The 19158-nt window shown below is 53.8% G+C and carries 18 protein-coding genes and 1 pseudogene; 8 read left to right on the plus strand and 11 right to left on the minus strand.

Annotated features, from left to right (window positions below; genetic code table 11):
- Nucleotides 1–74: 74 nt before the first annotated feature.
- The 3 genes from NYE48_RS14665 (at nt 75) to NYE48_RS14675 (ending at nt 3581) form a co-directional block, all read left to right on the plus strand.
- Nucleotides 75–1001 (plus strand): LysR family transcriptional regulator, encoded by a 927-nt coding sequence (locus tag NYE48_RS14665; RefSeq protein WP_341000666.1) that lies wholly within the window; start codon nt 75–77, stop codon nt 999–1001.
- 105 nt (nt 1002–1106) lie between these two features.
- Nucleotides 1107–1967: a hypothetical protein gene (locus tag NYE48_RS14670; protein ID WP_445324071.1), complete on the plus strand. Its 861-nt coding sequence runs from the start codon at nt 1107–1109 to the stop codon at nt 1965–1967.
- Between the two features lie 378 nt (nt 1968–2345).
- Nucleotides 2346–3581 (plus strand): cytochrome P450, encoded by a 1236-nt coding sequence (locus NYE48_RS14675; protein ID WP_340999187.1) that lies wholly within the window; start codon nt 2346–2348, stop codon nt 3579–3581.
- 96 nt (nt 3582–3677) lie between these two features.
- On the opposite strand, the gene NYE48_RS14680 is transcribed toward NYE48_RS14675, so the two are convergent.
- The 4 genes from NYE48_RS14680 to NYE48_RS14695 form a co-directional block, all read right to left on the minus strand.
- On the minus strand, nt 3678–4799 hold the full coding sequence (locus tag NYE48_RS14680) for an NAD(P)/FAD-dependent oxidoreductase (RefSeq protein WP_212951221.1): 1122 nt from the start codon (nt 4797–4799) through the stop codon (nt 3678–3680).
- A gap of 97 nt (nt 4800–4896) precedes the next feature.
- Nucleotides 4897–5223, minus strand: coding sequence for an AzlD domain-containing protein (locus NYE48_RS14685; protein WP_036715267.1), 327 nt, complete (start codon nt 5221–5223; stop codon nt 4897–4899).
- Nucleotides 5214–5966 carry an AzlC family ABC transporter permease gene (locus tag NYE48_RS14690; RefSeq protein WP_081992816.1) on the minus strand — a complete coding sequence of 251 codons (753 nt, stop codon included), beginning with the start codon at nt 5964–5966 and terminating at the stop codon, nt 5214–5216. The genes NYE48_RS14685 and NYE48_RS14690 overlap by 10 nt, the downstream gene beginning before the upstream one ends.
- Before the next feature lie 194 nt (nt 5967–6160).
- A complete protein-coding gene (locus NYE48_RS14695; protein WP_340999188.1) occupies nt 6161–6895 on the minus strand; it encodes an alpha/beta hydrolase in 735 nt (244 codons plus the stop codon).
- 294 nt (nt 6896–7189) lie between these two features.
- On the opposite strand from NYE48_RS14695, the gene NYE48_RS14700 reads away from it, so the two are divergent.
- Entirely contained in the window at nt 7190–8188 is a 999-nt protein-coding gene (locus NYE48_RS14700) for a CPBP family intramembrane glutamic endopeptidase (protein ID WP_340999189.1), read from the plus strand.
- A gap of 165 nt (nt 8189–8353) precedes the next feature.
- On the opposite strand, the gene NYE48_RS14705 is transcribed toward NYE48_RS14700, so the two are convergent.
- Genes NYE48_RS14705 through NYE48_RS14725 form a run of 5 tightly spaced genes read right to left on the minus strand, consistent with a single transcriptional unit; the run spans nt 8354 to nt 12973 of the window.
- Entirely contained in the window at nt 8354–9130 is a 777-nt protein-coding gene (locus tag NYE48_RS14705) for an ABC transporter permease (RefSeq protein WP_036715265.1), read from the minus strand.
- Nucleotides 9131–9151: 21 nt separating this feature from the next.
- Nucleotides 9152–9928, minus strand: coding sequence for an ABC transporter ATP-binding protein (locus NYE48_RS14710; protein ID WP_212951217.1), 777 nt, complete (start codon nt 9926–9928; stop codon nt 9152–9154).
- An 11-nt stretch (nt 9929–9939) separates the two neighbouring features.
- Nucleotides 9940–10950 (minus strand): ABC transporter substrate-binding protein, encoded by a 1011-nt coding sequence (locus tag NYE48_RS14715; RefSeq protein ID WP_340999190.1) that lies wholly within the window; start codon nt 10948–10950, stop codon nt 9940–9942.
- Nucleotides 10943–12397: an aryl-sulfate sulfotransferase gene (locus tag NYE48_RS14720; RefSeq protein ID WP_340999191.1), complete on the minus strand. Its 1455-nt coding sequence runs from the start codon at nt 12395–12397 to the stop codon at nt 10943–10945. The genes NYE48_RS14715 and NYE48_RS14720 overlap by 8 nt, the downstream gene beginning before the upstream one ends.
- Nucleotides 12398–12430: 33 nt before the next feature.
- The gene (locus NYE48_RS14725) at nt 12431–12973 is read right to left on the minus strand and encodes a MarR family winged helix-turn-helix transcriptional regulator (protein ID WP_340999192.1); all 543 of its coding nucleotides are present in this window, start codon (nt 12971–12973) and stop codon (nt 12431–12433) included.
- A gap of 537 nt (nt 12974–13510) precedes the next feature.
- On the opposite strand from NYE48_RS14725, the gene NYE48_RS14730 reads away from it, so the two are divergent.
- Together NYE48_RS14730 and NYE48_RS14735 are read left to right on the plus strand one after the other, a co-directional pair.
- Nucleotides 13511–14857 carry a cytochrome ubiquinol oxidase subunit I gene (locus NYE48_RS14730; RefSeq protein WP_036715260.1) on the plus strand — a complete coding sequence of 449 codons (1347 nt, stop codon included), beginning with the start codon at nt 13511–13513 and terminating at the stop codon, nt 14855–14857.
- Complete coding sequence (locus NYE48_RS14735; protein ID WP_340999193.1) at nt 14854–15876, plus strand: cytochrome d ubiquinol oxidase subunit II; 1023 nt, start codon at nt 14854–14856, stop codon at nt 15874–15876. Before NYE48_RS14730 ends, NYE48_RS14735 begins: the two co-directional genes overlap by 4 nt.
- Nucleotides 15877–16079: 203 nt before the next feature.
- Here the strand turns inward: NYE48_RS14735 and NYE48_RS14740 are convergent, their stop codons facing one another.
- Nucleotides 16080–16490 carry an ABC transporter permease gene (locus NYE48_RS14740; protein WP_340999194.1) on the minus strand — a complete coding sequence of 137 codons (411 nt, stop codon included), beginning with the start codon at nt 16488–16490 and terminating at the stop codon, nt 16080–16082.
- Between NYE48_RS14740 and NYE48_RS14745 the strand changes: the two are divergent.
- Nucleotides 16449–16774, plus strand: a pseudogene (locus tag NYE48_RS14745) (hypothetical protein); the annotation flags it as partial. The gene NYE48_RS14740 and the pseudogene NYE48_RS14745 sit on opposite strands and share 42 nt — an antisense overlap.
- A gap of 57 nt (nt 16775–16831) precedes the next feature.
- On the opposite strand, the gene NYE48_RS14750 reads toward NYE48_RS14745, so the two are convergent.
- Complete coding sequence (locus tag NYE48_RS14750) at nt 16832–17530, minus strand: 2-phosphosulfolactate phosphatase (RefSeq protein WP_340999195.1); 699 nt, start codon at nt 17528–17530, stop codon at nt 16832–16834.
- A gap of 227 nt (nt 17531–17757) precedes the next feature.
- Here NYE48_RS14750 and NYE48_RS14755 point away from each other — a divergent pair, with 227 nt between their 5' ends.
- A complete protein-coding gene (locus NYE48_RS14755) occupies nt 17758–19068 on the plus strand; it encodes an MFS transporter (protein ID WP_340999196.1) in 1311 nt (436 codons plus the stop codon).
- Nucleotides 19069–19158 lie beyond the last annotated feature (90 nt).

Consider the following 19158-nt stretch of genomic DNA (forward strand, 5'->3'; position numbering starts at 1 on the left):
ACTGCGTTAACATTCATAGATTTAATCTATACATAGGCGATAACCAGAAAAGAATAGGCGGGGATTTAACGATGATGAATCTTAATTTATTGAAACTTCAGATTATCGAACTGTTGGAGAAACACCATAAAATCACCACGGTGGCCGACCTCCTGGGACTCAAACAGCCGACGGTCACCTTTCACATGAAAAATCTCGAGCGGGAATTCGGAGTGAAATTGTTTGACGCCCGCATGGGCAGGATTATTTTGACGGACGCCGGACGCGCCCTGCTTCATTATGCTTCCAAGATCAATGCGCTTGCATCGGAAGCCCAACGGGTCGTCAACGATTTTGATACGCTTAAACAAGGAACTTTATCCATTGGAGCGAGCTATGTGCCTGCGACGTACATTTTGCCGTCGATTCTCGATTCCTTTACCAAATCGTTTCCCGGGATCCGCGTGACGTTGTCCGTCAAAACGGCGCCCGCCATCATGCAAATGCTCCATTCCCATCAGATCGATGCCGGAATCATCTCCACCACCCCTTTTCACAAAACGCCGCTCAAAGCGCAAGCGCTGTGCAAAGACGAGCTTGTATTGATCTGCTCTCCTTCCCATCCGTTGGCGGATGCCGAAGCGTGGACGCCGGAGCTGATCGCCGCCTCCTCTTTCGTGCTGCACGGGAAGGCATCCAATACCCGAAACATGACCGACGCGTGGTTGGAGCGGCAGGGCATTCGCCCCTTCGCCAGGCTGGAACTCGACTCCCTGGAAGCGATCAAACAAGCCGTCATGCTGGGCGAGCATATTTCCTTCGTCTCGCGGATGGCGATGCAATCCGAAACGGCAGCCGGCCGGCTGCGGATGTGGACGATTCCGGACCTCCCGGACGAACGCCATGTGTACGTCATGACCAACAAAGATCGGTACCTGTCGGCGACGAGCGCCCGATTTATCGAGCTGCTGGAACAGTGGCGGGGAACGGCCCAAGAACCTCTCTTGGGTGGCCAAGAATAAATGATTCTATTTTTTACCTGAACGGGTCATTTCCTTGATCAAGGTTTGACACTGGCCCTTTACAGTAGGTTACGAACGATATATCCATACGAGGGAGATGAAATGATGAAATCCAAGGCTGGAAAAGGAAAATCCATCGTTATTGCCGCGTTGGGCGCAGCGATCCTGATGACCGGCTGGCAGCCTGCCGGCAAAGCCGAAGCGGCGGCCAATGCGGTGCCGTCCTATGAAGTGAAGTTCATGCTGAAAGCCGATAAGGTCCTGAACCGGGATCTCACGCTGCAGGATCAGGTCGAAAAAACCTTTGCGATCGAAGAACCGGCAGCCAGAATGCTCGTGGAGTATTTTGATACGGCGTCCCTGGAGCTGAACGATGCGGGCTGGAATGTGCGCTTTCGCAAAAAAGAAGACAAGAAAAAATACGAGTTGACGTACAAAAAACGGTACGCCGTGATCAACGGGGATATCAACGCCGCCCTGGACCAGGCGAACCGGGACGGTTTCAGCGCGGACGACATGAATTACGATGCGGAGATCGACTGGGGTTACGGCAAACAGACGCTCAGCTTTTCGAATGATAAGGACGTTTCGGCCTCCAAGGGGCTGAAGCTGCCGAGCGAAAAAGATGCGCTGGAAATGCTGGTGAACGAAATTCCGGGCAAACTCGATAAAACGAACGGGTCGGGATGGGGAACGTCCGTATTGAAGAATTCCTACGCGCATGGCCCCGTTTCTGTCAGCAGATACACGGGTATCTTCGACGGCCTGGAGACGGATATCGAGCTATGGCCGATCGTCGGCGCGGACGGCAGCGGCACGGAAAACATCGTCGAGATTTCCTTCAAAACCGATGATTACCAAACGGCGGCATCCGAACGGGCGAAGCTGATGAAGCTGCTGGAAGACAAAGGCTGGCTCATTCCGGCCGACTCGCTTAAGACGAATTTGGTCCTTGAGCGTTATTAGATATAGCAATAACCCGCAGCAGGGACATCACGTCCAGGCTGCGTTTTTTTGTTATGACTCTGTCTTATTTGGCAGTTTCCAAGGAATTTCAAATGACCGATTGTCAAGCTAGCCGTTAAAGATTCGACGTCATCACGCATTCGTAATATGACTTCCCCACTCGCCCTTCGGCTGCAACCAGCTGACGCTTCTATCGACAATGAAGTCGCCCAGTGTTTGTTCGTAATTCTTGAGGTATGGTTTATTCAATTCCCATCGGTAAAACTGAACTTTCGGCATGGGTCGTTCGAAAGTGGCCCCTCCATCCTTGGTATGTTATGATTAACATATATTGGTTTTTTTGTAAGTTCTCCATCATAAAAACCGGGAGGGAAACGAATGCAAAAGGAAATTATCTCCTTAGCCGAAATCACCCAGTTTCGATCCGCCGCCGAAGAATTTAGCCCTTTTGAATGGTACAAGCACAAATTGGAACAGGAACCGATCAGCTACAACGAGGCAACGAATTCGTGGAACGTGTTCCGGTATGACGACGTCAAAAGAGTGCTGAGCGACCATGAGTACTTCTCCAGCGTAAGAACGAGGACGACGATCAGCGTCGGCGCGGACAATGAGGAAGGCCAACATGCTTCCGGCCGCATCAATTTGAATTCGGATCCTCCCGAGCACCGGAAAAGCCGCAGTCTCCTTTCCGCCGCTTTTACGCCAAGAAGCTTGAAACTTTGGGAGCCGCGCATCCATGAAGTGGTCAGGCAGCTGATCCAGGACATGGGCGACGAACCGGTCATCGATATCGTCCCAGCTTTTTCCGGCGCCCTGCCTACCATCGTGATTGCCGACTTGCTCGGCGTTCCGTCGGAGGACCGGTTTTTGTTCAAAACGTGGGTCGACCACCTGTTCCTCCCGCTGCCGAAAGAAAATGTCGAGGACGTTCAGGATCTGAAACGACAGGCGGCCAAAAACTACTACAGCTATCTTTACCCTCATGTCGTCCATAAAAGAACGAACCTTGCCGATGACATCATCTCGGACCTGATTCAGGCGGAGGTTGACGGGGAACGTTTGACGGATGACGAAATCGTCCGGATGACCATGTTCATCCTGGGAGCCGGCATCGAGACGACAAGCCATCTGCTGGCCTGCACGTTTTATTCGTTTTTATATGACGACGAACGGATTTATGCCGAAGTGCAGTCGAACCGCGAGCTGCTTCCGAATACCGTGGAAGAAATGCTCCGCTACCGTTTTCATGTCGCCAAAATGGATCGGACGGTAAAGACGGACAACGACGTACTCGGCGTTCCTTTAAAAAAGGGCGATGTCGTCATCGCCTGGATGAGCGCGGCCAATATGGACAAGGAAGTGTTTGAGGATCCATTTACCTTGAACATCCACCGTCCGAACAATAAAAAGCATCTGACTTTCGGCAGCGGGCCGCATTTTTGCCTGGGAGCCCCGCTTGCCAGATTGGAGGCCAACATCGGCCTCGGACTGTTCATGGATCACTTCCGGCGGATCGAACCCGTTCCCGGTTTCAAGCTGGAAGAACATCTGACGCCTTCCGCCGCCGGACAAACGCTGGCTTCCCTGCCGGTACGCGTCCATCGCTGGTGAGAAGAGATATGACTTCTAGCATGAATGAAAAAAGCCTCTTCCTTGTGAAGAGGCTTAAGTTTATTTGCAACCAAACAATCAGCAGCTTGGGTCCGGTTACCCGATGGCTTTTCGGATGTCGTAATCCCGGATGTCGATGTCCAGGTCCATTCCCAATGCCAGCTTGGCCAATTGGCTTCCTAAAAACGGTCCCATCGTCAAGCCTGACGCCCCGAGTCCGTTGGCCGCAAGCAGCCCTTCCCAGCCCGGGACGGCCCCGATGACGGGAAGGAATTCGGGCGTAAACGGGCGAAAACCGACCCTGACCTCCTGAAACGTGCTCTCGGCCAAGCGAGGAGCCAAGCTTAACCCTTTATTTAAAATCTCCTGCATTCCCCCTGCCGTGATTCGCGTATCATAACCTTCGATGTCGTTTTCGTGGGTAGCCCCGATCACGATTTTTTGTTCGCCGAATGCGATCATGTATTGATCCGAAGGCGGCATCACGACGGGCCACTTGCCCGTATCCTCTTTGCGGTCGACCTGCACGTGCATGATTTGCGCCTTCTGGAAACGAACGTTAAATCGAATGCCGAGCGGCTCCAGCAGCAGCCCGGCCCATGCGCCGGCGCAAACGACGGTTTGGTCGGCCGAAAAGCGCTCGTTGCCTACCTTGGCGCCTGTTACGCGGTTGGCCTCATACGTTAGGACGGCATCGCCTTGCAGATAAACGGCTCCATGCCGCTGCGCCGACCGGATCAGCGCGTCACGCAGGGCGCGTCCATCGACGCGGGCGGCGCCGCTGATGCGAACCGAATGATATCCTTCTCCCAGCAAAGGAAAAAGCGCTTGGGTTTCAGCATCGTTCAGCATCGCAATCTCTCCGATTTCCGGCGCGTCTTCTTTTCGCAGCCGTGCCCGCTCCTCCATCTTGCGAACTTTTTCCGGATCCGGATGGATGCTAAGGGCGCCCACCCGTGCATATCCCGTTTCGGTTTCGCCTTCTTGGATGAGCTCTTCGATCAATCCCGGGTAAAACCGCGCCCCGGCCTTCGCCAGCCGGTACCAAGCTTGATTGCGGCGCTGCGACAGCCAAGGGCAGATGATCCCGGCGGCGGCATCCGTGGCTTGCCCTTGATCTTGGCGATCGATCAGAAGGACATCCGCCCCCATTTTCGTCAGTTGATATGCGGTCGATGCCCCCAGAATTCCCGATCCGATGACGATGACTTTCTTCATGACTACAATCCTTTCCAAAACATGAGGTCGCATGATTCAATAGTTCATGAAACTTATGTTACCAAACGAAATAAAAAAAGCCCAGAGAATCAGGCTTTTAAAGGATAAACCGCAAAACCATTACCGTGAGGATGCCTACCACGACCGTCCCCAACAAGCTTCGCGTAAGGATGGCAGTCGCAAAGGTCGGTACCGCCGCCAATATTTCGGTATAATTCCGGGATATATCAAGCTTTCCGTCATTCATGAACAATTCCTGGCCAATTAAGGCAGCCATAACCGCGACAGGAACATAATTCAGCCACCGCATCGCCCAATCCGGCAGCTGCATCCGGCTGAGCACCACAAGCGGAAGCACTCTCGGAAGGAGCGTCACGACGGAGGCCCCTATAATCGCGAGCAGGATATGCCATCTTATCTCCATTTTTCCACCGCCATTCCAAGCGTCGCCGCAATAACCGTAGCCGCGATGACGGCCATGCTTCCCGATAAGAAATAGCTGGAACCGATCACCAACCCCACCGCGCAAACGGCAACCATCAAGTCTTTAAAGAACTTCTTTCTGCTGACCATCTGCAGGACGAGCAAACCGATAAACATGCCCGTCAGCGCAAAATCCAGGCCGAACTTTTCCGGTTCCGTGATCCATTGACCGAAAAAAGCCCCGGCAATGGTCGCAATAATCCAATTGAGATACGCGGTAACGTTTAAGCCGTGCATCCATTTCTCGTCGAGGGAAGTTCGATTCATGGCCTTGTTCATCGCAACCCCGAACGTTTCGTCCGTAAGCAGGGTGCCGATCAACATCGTCTTAAATGAAGTAAGATGCCGGAAATAAGGCGATACGGCCGCGCTTAGCAGCAAGTGGCGAAGGTTCACGATAAAAACCGTAAGAATAATGGCCGTAACCGATCCATGGGAAGCAATCATGCCTGCCATGATAAATTGGGCGGAACCTGCATAAATCATCGTAGACATCAAGGTAATTTCCAACAATGACAAGCCGGACGTTTTTCCGACAACGCCTGCGGCGAAACCGATGCTTAAGTAACCGAGCAGCGTCGGAATGCAATCCTTGACGCCTTGGTAGAAGCTGTCTTCGCGCACGGTAAAATCTTGTTTGTTTACTTGAACCTTTTCAGACACCGTTTTGATCCTCGATTCCATTTCGTTTTTTCTCAGATGTTAGCTTGGGCAGCGGATGTTGACGAATCCGTGAAGTGTTGACGTTCCGAACCCCCCTCTCTATCGCATGTGCGTTATAGTATATATTACGTGCATTATATCATACGAAATGCCGATAGATGAATAGATTTCACCTCGTAAAATGAGCGTAACCAGCAGGGAACTCGAGGCCGACTTCAATCCTGCACATATTCGGACAAAAAGGATAGGGTCATCTCAAAACACTCCATGGCCTCCGGCGTATGCAGCTGAAATTGATATTCGTGCGGAACGACGCCGCGGGCCGGCGGATAAAACAAGGCGGTCACGGGGACGTTCGCCGCCCGAAGCTTCGCCTCCAGCTCCTTCCCGTGTTTTTCGAAAGAACCGCTGTTGCCATCCGTGATAAACGTCGGCGGAAAATCGCGGGTCACATGGTTGGCCGTCGAAGCGTCTTCCGCTTCGCTCCTCTCCTGCCAATTACGTTTTCCGATATAAGCCCACCCCAGTCGTTGCAAGAAAAACCTCTCCATGTTCCCCGTGACGTTCGCAAGGTGTTTGACGTTATAAGGCCCGCAATAGAGCAGCGCGGCTTTCAACGTACCGGCAGGAACGGTAGGATCGATTCCAACGCGCCCGGCCAGCCCGGGGTTGGTTTGAATGGCAGCAAACTGGGAGGCGATTTGGGCGCCGGCCGAATCTCCCCCAATGATCAACCGGTTCAAGTCCAGGGAAGGAAATTGAGGAGAGATCGATTTCAGATATTCGTAGGCCTCTCCCATTTGCAGAATGGGCGCCGGGTATTTTGCCTCGGGAGCCAATTCGTAGTTCATGCTGACGACGGCATAACCTTTGCCGGCCATCATCGTGCACCAATAGGACGTTCCGGATTTATCCCGGCAACGACGAAAACGATGATCGACACGATCCATATTAAAATCTTCATTTTGTTCCTCTCCTTAGCGATTTTTCGTGAACATATTGTATTTCGTCTCCGCCGCGCGCTCTACCGTAATTCCGACTTTTCCATTGCCATATTCCGACTTGATCTCGTGGAGGCCCCCTAATCCGATGATTATGGTCTGCCGGATTGCAAGGATTTCAAGACATAAAAACGGACCGCCGGCATGTTCAGCGGTCCGTTTGTGTTATGTTAGGCCTGCTGCCTTACGGAAATCAGGCATTCTATCCGTCACACCTTATACGAAAACTTACTATAAATAGTTATGTCAGATCGAAACGAATTCTGGCGAATCTATGAAATTTCGAAAGGAGGGTTTCCTATTCCAACCTTATCCCCTGAATCCCGCGGGCGAAAAGGTCCGGCGGGCGTAATTCTTCAAGGCGACGGAAGAATCGGTCTATTCTGGCGCATCCTGCTGGGATGGCTCGCGTTCGTTTCCGGCCTTGGGCTGGCGGTAGCCGCGGCTACGATCGCCGGTAACTACGGCTTCCCCGCGTTGGCGCTGCAGGTCATTTTGGTCGTGGTCACGACGGGCGTAAGCGTACCGCTCATTTATTTGCTGCGGCGTTATGCCGACAGGCGGCCTTGGAGCGGCCTGGGATTGAGTTCGCCCCCGAAAGGGCTGCCTTATTTTCTGCTCGGGATCGGTCTGCTGGCATTGTTGACCGCCGCATCGCTCCTCATCGGCAGTCTGCTCGGGTGGCTGAGAGTCGTTGCTTTTCATCTCCCCGCCTCTACCCTTTTTATCATTCTGATCAATTCGGCCATCGCTTTCTTCAACGAAGCGTTTCCCGAAGAAATCTCCTTCCGCGGCTACTTGTACCGGAACCTGAACACACGCTTTCCTCGTTGGCTCGCCCTTGTCCTCCAGGTTGCCCTGTTCGTGCTCGCCCCCATCGCGCTGACCGCGTTGATGGTTCTTGCCGGAATCGCGACCTGGGATCAAGTGACGGTCGACTATATCATCAATCTGGTCGCATTCGGCACGATGCTGCAGCTATGCCGCATTCTATCGGGCAACCTGTGGATGAATATCGGTTTCCATTTGGCATGGCTCGAAATGGTCCGGTACGTTGTCGTCCCTTCTCCATCGGCCATCGTCGAAGTGGAATATATAACACCGCTTGCCGGCTACCTGGTGAACATCGGCACGGTCATCCTTGGCGTGATCATCCTTTTGGCCTGGTCGCTCCGACAACGGGTGAACTGGAATCGGATCGAGCCTGATGATCAGCCCGAACCCGAGCAACCCGCAATCTAACCGTTTTTTGAATGCAGGCTTGTTTAGGGTAACGCAAATCCGGATATCCGCATGGTTTCAGTTTGGCGCCTTCTGCGCTGTTCGAAGCCATCGAAGGCACCCGATGAAAATATCGGGTGCCTTCTTCGTTTATTCCGTCTCAATTCCATCCGGTACACCGGTTCGTCAGCGTCTCAATGAGCTCGTGCTGACGACGCCGTATCTGGACAGCAGTTTGCGCCCCAGCAGCGCGACGGCCCGGTCGGTGAGAAAACCCATCAGGCCCAGGCAGATCAGCCCGACGAAAATCCAGTCGGTTCGGAAAAACAGCCGCGAATTCCAAATCAGATAACCGACGCCTTCGTTGGATGCGATCATTTCCGCCCCGATGATCGCCATAAACGACGTTCCCATCGCAAGGCGAATGCCGGTAAAGATATAAGGAACCGTTGCCGGAATGATGACGTGGATGACGATCTGCCATTCCGACGCGCCCATGCTGCGGGCCGACCTGATTTTATCCTCTTCGACGGAGAGGACGCCGGTTAACGTGTTCAAGATGACGATAAAAAACGTGGCGTACATGATCAGCATCACTTTGGACGTTTCCCCGATCCCGAACCATACGAGGAACAATGTGATAAACGCGATCGGCGGAATAAACCGGATAAAATTGAGGAACGGCTCCGCAAACGCCCGGATGGCCCCTACTTTTCCGATCAAGATGCCGACGGGAACGGCGATCAGGCTCCCCAGGGTCCAACCGAGCAGCACGCGGTATGCGCTGATCCCGATATATTGCAGCAGCGTTCCGTCCGCAAGCAGCTCGTAGCCGCCTTTTGCCGTATACAGCGGTCCCGGAAGGATTTCCGGTCCATAGATCAGCGATATCAGCTGCCAGAGAACCAGGATTCCGATCCAAAACGCAATGTTCAATGACGTTTTTTTGAAATTACCGTTCATGGTGTCCCTCCGTTCCTTCCCCTACTCTTCGAAATGCGCCTGAATGCGATTGTACAATGCGTGGAATTCAGGCGCGGACATGTCGCGCGGATAGGCCAGCGGCACATCGTAGATATGCGTTATTTGGGACGACGGACCGGCGGACATGATACCGATGCGCCCTCCGAGCAGCAGCGCCTCCTGAATGTCATGGGTCACTAAAATGACCGTCTTGTCGGTATCCCTCCAAATGTTGACCAGCTCCCTCTGCATCGTGCGCCGGGTCATCGCGTCGAGCGCGCCGAACGGTTCATCCATCAGCAGGATGGACGGGTCGTTCGAGAGCACCCGCGCAAGCTGGACGCGCTGTTTCATGCCGCCGGACAACTCGCGCGGGAATTTGTTCTCATGCCCTCGGAGTCCAACGAGACCTATGAAACGGTCCGACACTTCCTTCCGCTTCGCTGCCGGGATACGTTTCATGCGCAGGCCGAACTCCACGTTCTCCCTTACGGTCAGCCACGGAAAAAGCGAGGAATCCGCCTGCTGAAACACCACCGCGCGGTCCTGTCCCGGCCGGTCCACTTCCTTTTCCCCGACCCGGACCTGACCCGAGGTTTTGGAGACGAAACCGGCGATCAGGCTGAGCAGGGTGGATTTCCCGCAGCCGCTCGGCCCGAGCAGGACAAAAAATTCTCCCCCTTTGACGACCAGGTCCACGTCTTGAATAATGTAATGAAGATGGCCGGCGCCCGGGGACGCGTAGCTCTTGTTTAACCGTTCAATATGGATTTCGTTTGGCTTAGGCAGCGAGCTCATGGGTTTCCCTCCTATTTCAATTCGATGACGCGGTCCGGAAACGCCTGGCGTACCAGGTCCAGATTCAGTTTCGCATGAAGGTCGAAATCTTTTTCGATGATCTTGTTTTCGACCATATATTTCTTTTGTCCGACCAATCCCTCGTATGCTTTTTGCGTGAAGCCGATATTCCATGGATTTTTCAGAAGATCCTTAAGCGTTGCTTCTCTCGGCTGTTTCACTTCGTCGTACATAATATCCGCCGTTTCGTCCGGATGGGCCTGCGCATAAGCCGAGGCTTCATCCAGCGCCTTCAGGAATTCCACCATGCCTTCCTTGTGGTCCTTGATGAACGAACTTGCGGCAATCAGCCCCGTACCGATCCGCACCGGCGTTTGGGACATATCCGACAGCTCGCGGGCCTCCTCAAGCCCGGCAAACTTCTGGTTGAGCACCGCTCCGTATACCCATGCCGCGTCGATTTCGCCTTTTTTCAGCGCGACGTACGCTTCGTCAAACCCGCCCTGCCCTACGAGCGTCACGTCGGACAACGAAATGCCGTTTTGCTGCAGATAAACGTCCCATAGATACGGAATAAACGTGCCTCTTGAAAAACTCAGCTTTTTGCCTTTCAGATCGGCTGCGCTGGCGATTTCCTTGCGGGCAAACAGTTTCCACTCGCTTGCGCTTAGATCCGTGGCCGTACCGGAGGAGGCGAAGATGGAATAATCGCCTTTGCTGACGGCGTTCAGCAGCGGGAAGTCCGCGCCGAAGGCGACGTCGACCTGCTTGATGAACAAGGAATTCACGCCTTCGGCCGGGGTGGCGAAGTTCACGAGCTCGGCGTCGATGCCGTGTTTCTCGAAAAAGCCTTTTTTATTCGCGACGCGGAAGACCGTATTGGTCGATATATCGGCGATCTTCAGCTTCAGCCGGCCGCCCTGGTTCGATCCCGCGGCCGTTCCGCAGGCGCCAAGGAGCGAAGCCGACAGCACGAGGGCCATGACGACGAGACTCAAGCGCCGAATGTGCAGCTTATTCATTGCCGGCGTTCTCCTTCCGTATGGTTTCGTCGGTCGTGGCCACGCAGAAGGCGCCTTCCCCGTAAGATACCGTCCCTTCCACCTCGACGGCCGTCACCGCTCCCCGGGCAGCGGCGCCCGGCAGGCGGAAATCGGCGACGTCGATCGGGGCGATTTCCGTTTCGACCGGCGCTTCCAACTGCGGAATCCACTCGTAAGGGACCCGATAAGCGCGGTAGACCATGTTGGAATTCCGTTTGTTTTTGTACGGCGAAATGTATTCCCATACCAGTTCATGCTCGCGCGTCACTTCGAAGATTCTGCCGTCGGCGCCTTCCGTAATGAGCGTGTTGCCGTTCGGGAGACGCTGCGCCGAGCTGATGTAAGGACTATAGAACCGGTAAGAGTCGAGCGGCGCCTGGAATCCGGCCTCCGTCGGCGTATACTGCCATTCGATCGCAAGCGTGACCGGGTTGATCTCCAAAATGCGGGAATGGTCGCGGCGCGCCACCTTCAGCCCGTCCGGTGCTTCGGGGTTCGGACTGCCGTAGCCGCCCCAGCCGCCGTTATCGAATACGAGGATATTCCCTTCGCCAGGCAGCCCCCGCGGAATGAGGTGGGCATGGTGTTGGCCGATGATCCAGCCGATATGCTCCGTTTCTTTCGACGAATAATCGGGTCCCAGCTTCCATACGATGTTCCCGGATTTTTTATCGATGATCGCGATGATGTTCGATTCGCGCGCGTCCCAGATCAGGTTATCGGGATGGAACCGCTCGTCGCCCGCATCGTAATGTTTGTTCGGGCCGAGCACCGATACGGAGTTGATATGCATCCAGTCCCCCGAGTGGGTGCCGAACGCCCGCGTGTTGGGATCGCGGAACAGCGCCTGTTTGGCCGCTTCGTCGAAGCCCAGCTCGTCAAAATGGGCGCTGACCGCCCATTCCCAAATGACGTTCCCTTCCCAGTCCACCTCGATGATCGTGTCGTCGAGCAGCTCGGTGTCGGAAATTTCCGGCCGGTTCACGTTTTTATGCGCAAGGATGATCGTGTTCCCTCCGTCCACCTTTGGCGTTAGTCCCGGGGCGTAATACCCTACCGGATTGCCTTCGCGCTGATAATCATGATGCTGGCGCGCCATCCATTGCGCCGGATGTCCCGGATCCTCGATCCATGCGTAACGGTCGAATGTCCAGACGATGTTGCCGTCCCAGTCTACTTGCACCAGGTTGGCTTCGTCCTGGAAACCGTATTTCGGGTCGCGTTCCGCCGTGCTGCCGAGCACGTAACCTCCGGGAAATATTTTGTTCGGAAAACCCCGCAGCCCTTTCCAAAGACGGACCTCCCTGCCGTTCATGTCAATGAGCAACGCGCCGGTATCGGCCGCCTGATAAATCGTATACCCGCTCCAAGCTTTGCCTGGCAGGTAAACCGTCGTTCCCGTCGGATAAATCGTTGGATGTCCCATAATGTTTCTCCCTTCCCGTTTGCGATAATCGTTTTAATACGAAACAAATTTGTTTGACCGCTTGCCGCTCTCCTTGATGCAAACCGCTTCCGTCGGCAAGTCCCCGCCGGCCGATTCCGCTTTTTGGATGACCGCTTCGGCAAACCCCTCCAGGCGGCCGTGCAATCGCTGGAACAAGAAGATCAGAAGCTCGAGTTCGGCGAAGGTAAAGGACCCGAACAACGCGTCGATCATATAAGTCCCTGCCTCCCTGTTCCGTGCGACCATCTCTCTCCCTTGCTCGGTAATGTCGAGCGCCACCGTCCTCCGGTCGGTTTTGCTTCGTTTGCGGACGGCAAATCCCAAAGCTTCCAGTTTGTCGCAGATCGCGGTGACGGCACCGGACGTAAAATCCAGCTGCTCGGCGATATCCCCAAGTCCTTGTTCCCCGTCCCTCACAATGGCGTTCAGGATGAGCATGCCCGGGAGCGTGACCCCTTCGATCGTAATTTTGTCGCGCTCCTTGACGAATCTTCGGACCAGCTTCCGAAAATGCCAATCCGCTTCCTCCATTTGTGCCCAGTCTTTTTCTTTCATGCCGCTCCTTTCCGGCGTTATCGACCTTGCTCTGGCTGATTTTTAAGAAAAAGGCCTTCCCTGCCCCTCCATCGCGAGCCTTGCGCCGGGAAACAGAAAAGGCCCCTGGTTCTCTACCGGCATGTTTCCGGTATCGATCGCAGGAGCCTTTGGTGGACCAATCGGCTGATCATTTTGTTTAATGTTGAAATAACGAGCATTCATTCAATGAACGATAACCCGTTGGGCTTGACGTAAGATTAAACCAATTATTCACACCTGTCAAGTAGGTTTTTATTTATCATTTGGTATGCACGAAAAATTGCCGCTTGAAGTCTATAGGTTAACGATCTTTATATTATGTAAACTGTAAAAACAACAAGTTCACCCTGCTCTCCTTGTTATTCCAATCCTCATCAAAGAGTCATGGGATAACCTACCCGCGCTTTTTTCGCTTTTTAACCTCATTTCAATTCCCCGAATTTACATCTCAGGAATACTTTGGATGTCTTCGGTTCACAATAAGATCCGATTTTACGTTCAGAACGGAGGCATCTCATGGATAACGTTATGCTGGCGCGATCGCTGTTCGGGTCGTCCATGGCGTTTCATATCATTTTCGCGACGCTTGGAGTTGGAATCCCCTTCATGATCGTTATTGCGGAAATTTTGTATCAGGTAAAAAAAGACAAGGACTACGCCATGCTCGCCAAACGCTGGACGAAAGGCCTTGCCATCCTCCTGGGGGTAGCGATCCCTTCCGGAACGCTCGTGGGCGTCATGCTTTCGCTGCTATGGCCGGGTTTCATGGAAATCGTCGGCCAAGTCATCGCGCTGCCCTTTCAGATCGAGATCTGGGCGTTTTTCCTCGAAGCGTTGTTCATGTCGATTTATGTCTACGCGGCGGACCGGCTGCCGGCGGCGGTGCGAATCCTTAGCGTCGTTTTCGTGGCGATCGGTTCCAGCATGTCGGCGGTGCTGATTACGGACGCGCATGCATGGATGAACACGCCAAGCGGCTTTCGGCTGGAAAACGGGCAGGTGGTGGACGTGCATCCTTGGGCGGCCGTGTTTAATCCCAGCTTGGCGACGACGGCGATGCATGTGCTCCTGTCGGCCTACATGACCGGCGCTTTTGCCGTCGCCTCGGTGGCTGCCATGAAGCTGCTCAAACGTCCTCACTCGGAACGGGAACGGGCCTATCACTACAAAAGCTTGTTCCTCTCCCTGTTCATCGGCGGCATCATCTCGCTGATCACGGCGCTGAGCGGCCATGAAACGGCGCAAATGCTGCATGCGCATCAGCCCGAGAAACTCGCGGCGGCCGAGGGGCTTTTCGAAACGCAAGCCTATGCCCCCCTTTCGATCGGAGGCGTGGTCGACAAGGAAACGCGCAGCATCAAAGGGGCGATCGAAATTCCTTGGGCGCTCAGCTTCCTCGCAGGCAACCGGTTCGACACCATCGTCAAAGGCTTGAACGATTTTCCCGAAGAGGAGTGGCCTCCGCTGTTCGTGCATACGCTGTTTAATCTGATGGTGGGCATCGGCATGCTGCTGATTCTCGTATCTGTTTTTACGGTGGGCTTCCGCATCCTTGCCAAGCGCCCCTACCCCAGATGGCTATTATACTCGCTGCTGTTTGCCGGCCCGCTATCCATGGTGGGCATCGAGACCGGCTGGGTGTTCAGCTGCACGGGACGGCAGCCGTGGACCATTTACCATATCCAGAAGACGGCGTCCGCCGCGACGCAGGCCCAGCATTTGGGCTCGTTGTTTGTCCTTTTTCTCGGGCTGTATGCGTTTCTGCTGATCGTAACGGCGGTGGTCATGTTCTACTATTTCAAGCGGCATCCCGTCACTTTTGAACCGGTGGAAGGCCGGAGCGGAGAAGGGAGGAGCCTATGAGCGATACGCAGCTGGCGATCACCATTCTTTGGTGCTTTATCTTTATCTATTCCATTGCGGGTTCCATCGACTTCGGCGCGGGGTTTTGGTCCATGGTGTTCAGCAAAAGGAATCCGCATGCCGCGGACATTGCCAACCGTTTTTTGTCCCCGTCCTGGGAAGTTACCAATGTGTTTCTCGTGCTGTTGGTCGTGGCGCTTGTCGGCTTTTTCCCCCGCGCCGCCTTTGTGCTGGGCACCCTGCTGCTGGTGCCGGTCAGCCTTGTGCTCGTACTGCTGCTGTTTCGGAGCGCGTTTATCGTTTATTCGTATTCGGTGCAGAAACATGAACAGGCGCTGCGTATCGTTTCGGGGATCACCGGCCTGTTCATTCCCGGATTGCTGGTTAGCGTGCTGCCGATTTCGCTAGGCGGATTCATCCATACGGAACAGGGCTTTCCCCAACTCGAATTCGGAACTTTGCTGCGCAGCGCCACATTGTACGCCCATGTCGGCTTCGGCATTCTGACGGAACTGTTCTTATCCGCCTTATTCCTGTCCGATTACGGACGGGAAGCCGGAAACGAACAGGTGTCGCAGCAATTTCGCTCCCTCGCGATCGTGCTTGGCCCCTTGGCCCTTGCCATGGCCGTCTTGGCCACCTTTACGATGGTGCCGGAGGCGCTTTGGATCGTGGCCCGCATGCAGGAGCAATCGGTATGGTTCCTGCTGTCGGTCGTCGCGTTTGCGATCGGGTACGGCGCCTTGTGGATTCGCCGGAAAGACGGCAGAAAAGGCTGGCCCCGGCTGGCCGTCGTGATGACGATCCTCCAGTTCGCGCTTGCGAGTTATGCGTACGGGAAAGCGCATCTGCCCTACATCGTTTACCCGGATTTGACCATGGAAGCCGGCATCACGAACCATTCGATGTTCGTATCCTTGCTATGGGGGTACGGTTTCGGGACGGTAATTTTATTGCCGGTATTCGTCTTGTTCTGGTGGTTGTTCTTAAAGGACAAGCGCTACCTGAGAACGAAGTAAAGCGAATCTGTTTTGCTGCATTTGACGGTGCTGCAAGCCAAAGAACCGACAGGGAACATCCCCGTCGGTTCTTTGGGTTATGGGCTACTCCGGAACGATTTTCTTTCGGGCTGACACTTTTTTGGGTAAATCGCTGCGCCGACCTGCGTGACTCATTTCCAGAAGTCAAAAAAAAGCGCCCTTGACGGACGCTATGAACGCGTTTATTCATTCGTTTTTCGGCGGTAAAGCCAAAATGCCAATGTCATAAAGACTAGCAGAATCGATCCGAGCACGGCAAGAGCGGCGATGAGCACCGGGGCTTCCGCCGTGCCGTGCGTCAGTCCCCGGGCGGCCGAGGACGCCAAGCTCACAGGATTATAAGCCACGATTCGCCCGAGCCATGGCGGCATGGTGGACGTATCCGCAAAAACGTTGCTGGTAAACATGAGCGGGTACAACGCAATGTATGACATTGTGGTGAGGGTTTCGGTTTTTTTGACGACGATTCCGATGCAGGCGAAAATCCAGCTTAAGCTGAATGCATACAGCATGACGAGCGCAAACGCAAGCAGGAATCCTGCGATGCCGAACGAGATCCCGAAAACGGCTATAGGCTGTTTACACCCGTACATATCAGGCAAATTTTACTTATACGCACCCTGCGCAAAACCGTTTATTATTTGGAAAACATGAAGAAATCGTGCATGCCGTCGAGCGCAACAGCCTCGAAAAAGCCAAAAAAGTGACTTTGGAGGCCTTGTCCAGCATCCATGACCGTAACCGGAAACAGTTTTACGGGGTGTATCTTCTGACCGAGCTTTGCATTGAAGTCGGCCTGATCGATCCGAAGGAATACAACAAAAATATGTGGTACGACTATTACAACAAAACGGAACAGGATTCCCCGGAAAATTAACCAGTTTGTACGGCGGCACAAAAAAAGCCTGATTATTCAGGCTCCTCCTTCAATCCTTCATGTGCCGGCCGGGACTTTTTGCACGACCGGAGCTTGACGCTCGTTGTCCACCTTCATGACAAAACCGGCAGCATATTCTCTGGCGCATAACGTGATATCCTCTTCAAGAAATTCCGGCTTCCCCGCATCGTAAAATTTCGCTGCCGCCTCCGAATCGTGGATGCGCTCGATGGTCCGATCGGAGGAAATGCCGCCTACGCCCCGAAGTATGCCTGCCATATATTCAGCGCATGCCAGATCATCGTCCCCGCTCGGATGCGAGGCGATCAGCTGCACTTTTACGTCTTCGCCCTTCATGAAATTTCGTTTGATGAATTCCGCCGTCGTTTTGGCATTGGTAAACCCTGTGACAAATACGTGGTCCGCGTTCAACGCGTTTAAAGCCGCCGCAACGCCGTTTGTCGTTTTCTGAATCAAATATTTCCCGTTCAAGTCGAAGCGCTGCAAGCGCGCCGGCGAATTGTCCAGTTCAAACCCCGGAATCGGCAGGCCTTGAATCTCTCCGGCCAACAGATGGGAAGGATAACGTTCTTTTAAACGGAAAGCCTCGTCCACCGTCCCCGCCAGCATGATTCCCCGCACCCCGCCGATAAAAGCGTAATGCGCCACCGTAAAAGCGCGTATCACGTCGATGATCACGTTGATGTCGGCGTCTTCCAACTCGCGGCTGCTTCCCTGAATGATCCGTAAAGGCATTGGTATCCCCTTTCACCCTTTGCGTAAAGGTACTGCAATAATCAGTATATTGGCCCGCATGCAGGTGGTGCTTTTTTAACGCAAAAAAACCCTTCCTCCTCAAAGTCTGTCAAGCCTTGGTTCGCTTATCGCCCATTCCCAAATCCGTAATTCCGGAATGTTATATTCCTTCTGCGGCAATAATTAGAATGGCGGAATATCGCCAAATACAGTCAAGGAGCCGCACCATGGAAAAAACGAAATCACGAAAAATGAATATCCGCTTTGAAAGCGATATCGAACCGACAAGCCCCGATGAGACGGCGGACCAAGAGGCAAGCGCTAAACAATCGTCGGCAGACGGCCGTTCCAAAGGCCAACTATGGGAGTTCATTGCACTGGCCACCATTCCGATCGTGCTCGTTTTCGGCAATTCCATGCTGGTTCCCGGCCTTCCGCAAATGCAAAAAGAACTTGGCATCAGCAAATTCCAAAGCAGCTTGATCATATCGATTTTCTCTTTGGCCGCCGGCTTGTTCATCCCGCTGATCGGATATTTGTCGGACCGGTTTGGCCGCAAGGTCGTGATCATACCCGCGCTGATTATTTATGGTGCGGCCGGTATCCTGGCCGGCTTCGGCGCCATTTGGGACTCCTACACCGTCATTATCATCGCCAGGGCGATTCAAGGTTTTGCCGCCGCCGGAACCGCTCCGATTGCCATGGCGCTCGTTGGCGATTTGTATGAAGGAGGGACGGAAAGCAAAGCCCTCGGTCTCATCGAAGCCTCCAACGGCGCAGGCAAAGTGCTGAGCCCGATCATCGGTTCCCTGCTCATGCTGATCGTCTGGTATGCTTCTTTTTTCGCCTTTCCCGTATTTTGCGCATTATCGCTTTTAGCCGTCATCTTTTTGATCAAAGAACGCAAACGGAGTCAGAAGCAGGAGCTGAAGGCATATCTCGGGAAAATCAAATGCATCTTCAAGGAAAAAGGCCGCTGGCTCGTCACCGCGTTTTTTGCGGGATCGCTTGGGCTGTTTATCCTGTTCGGCGTGCTTTTTTATTTGTCCAACATCCTTGAGGACAAGCCTTACAACATCGACGGCGTCGTTAAAGGCCTGATTTTGGCCATTCCCCTGCTGGGGATGGTCATCACCTCCTATACGACCGGAAGCTTGATCAAGAAAAAAGGCCTCCTCATGCGCGTGCTGATGAATGTCGGACTTATTGCCATGACCGTTTCGCTCGCGGCCACCTTGTTCTTTTTGAAAAACATCTATGTGTTTATCGGCTTGCTGACCATCAGCAGCATCGGAACGGGCATGCTTCTCCCCTGCCTGAATACGCTCATCACGGGAGCCGTAGAAAAAAGCGAGCGCGGCATGATCACGTCGCTTTACAACAGCTTGCGTTTTTTGGGCGTGGCCGTGGGACCGCCGCTGTTCGGCTGGATGATGGATAAATCGGATCGCGTCGTGTTTATTACGGTATCGGCGCTGTCTTTGATCACGCTTGGTTTCGTGTTCTTTTTGATCAAGCCGCCGCGCAAGGTCGGATAAAGCCGCAAAATGATGGGGCGGGATGGGCACCTGCCGTTCGGAATGCGCATAAGATACCAGTGTCATTTCGATTCAACGACAATTCAAAAA

The sequence above is a fragment of the Paenibacillus sp. FSL M7-1455 genome, from assembly GCF_038004655.1.
Taxonomy (GTDB): domain Bacteria; phylum Bacillota; class Bacilli; order Paenibacillales; family Paenibacillaceae; genus Paenibacillus_AQ; species Paenibacillus_AQ cookii.

Coding starts and splice junctions, on each gene's coding strand:
- NYE48_RS14665 (WP_341000666.1), top strand. CDS start 75: ATGAATCTTAATTTATTGAAACTTCAGATTATCGAACTGTTGGAGAAA.
- NYE48_RS14670 (WP_445324071.1), top strand. CDS start 1,107: ATGAAATCCAAGGCTGGAAAAGGAAAATCCATCGTTATTGCCGCGTTG.
- NYE48_RS14675 (WP_340999187.1), top strand. CDS start 2,346: ATGCAAAAGGAAATTATCTCCTTAGCCGAAATCACCCAGTTTCGATCC.
- NYE48_RS14680 (WP_212951221.1), bottom strand. CDS start 4,799: ATGAAGAAAGTCATCGTCATCGGATCGGGAATTCTGGGGGCATCGACC.
- NYE48_RS14685 (WP_036715267.1), bottom strand. CDS start 5,223: ATGGAGATAAGATGGCATATCCTGCTCGCGATTATAGGGGCCTCCGTC.
- NYE48_RS14690 (WP_081992816.1), bottom strand. CDS start 5,966: ATGGAATCGAGGATCAAAACGGTGTCTGAAAAGGTTCAAGTAAACAAA.
- NYE48_RS14695 (WP_340999188.1), bottom strand. CDS start 6,895: ATGGATCGTGTCGATCATCGTTTTCGTCGTTGCCGGGATAAATCCGGA.
- NYE48_RS14700 (WP_340999189.1), top strand. CDS start 7,190: ATGTCAGATCGAAACGAATTCTGGCGAATCTATGAAATTTCGAAAGGA.
- NYE48_RS14705 (WP_036715265.1), bottom strand. CDS start 9,130: ATGAACGGTAATTTCAAAAAAACGTCATTGAACATTGCGTTTTGGATC.
- NYE48_RS14710 (WP_212951217.1), bottom strand. CDS start 9,928: ATGAGCTCGCTGCCTAAGCCAAACGAAATCCATATTGAACGGTTAAAC.
- NYE48_RS14715 (WP_340999190.1), bottom strand. CDS start 10,950: ATGAATAAGCTGCACATTCGGCGCTTGAGTCTCGTCGTCATGGCCCTC.
- NYE48_RS14720 (WP_340999191.1), bottom strand. CDS start 12,397: ATGGGACATCCAACGATTTATCCGACGGGAACGACGGTTTACCTGCCA.
- NYE48_RS14725 (WP_340999192.1), bottom strand. CDS start 12,973: ATGAAAGAAAAAGACTGGGCACAAATGGAGGAAGCGGATTGGCATTTT.
- NYE48_RS14730 (WP_036715260.1), top strand. CDS start 13,511: ATGGATAACGTTATGCTGGCGCGATCGCTGTTCGGGTCGTCCATGGCG.
- NYE48_RS14735 (WP_340999193.1), top strand. CDS start 14,854: ATGAGCGATACGCAGCTGGCGATCACCATTCTTTGGTGCTTTATCTTT.
- NYE48_RS14740 (WP_340999194.1), bottom strand. CDS start 16,490: ATGTACGGGTGTAAACAGCCTATAGCCGTTTTCGGGATCTCGTTCGGC.
- NYE48_RS14750 (WP_340999195.1), bottom strand. CDS start 17,530: ATGCCTTTACGGATCATTCAGGGAAGCAGCCGCGAGTTGGAAGACGCC.
- NYE48_RS14755 (WP_340999196.1), top strand. CDS start 17,758: ATGGAAAAAACGAAATCACGAAAAATGAATATCCGCTTTGAAAGCGAT.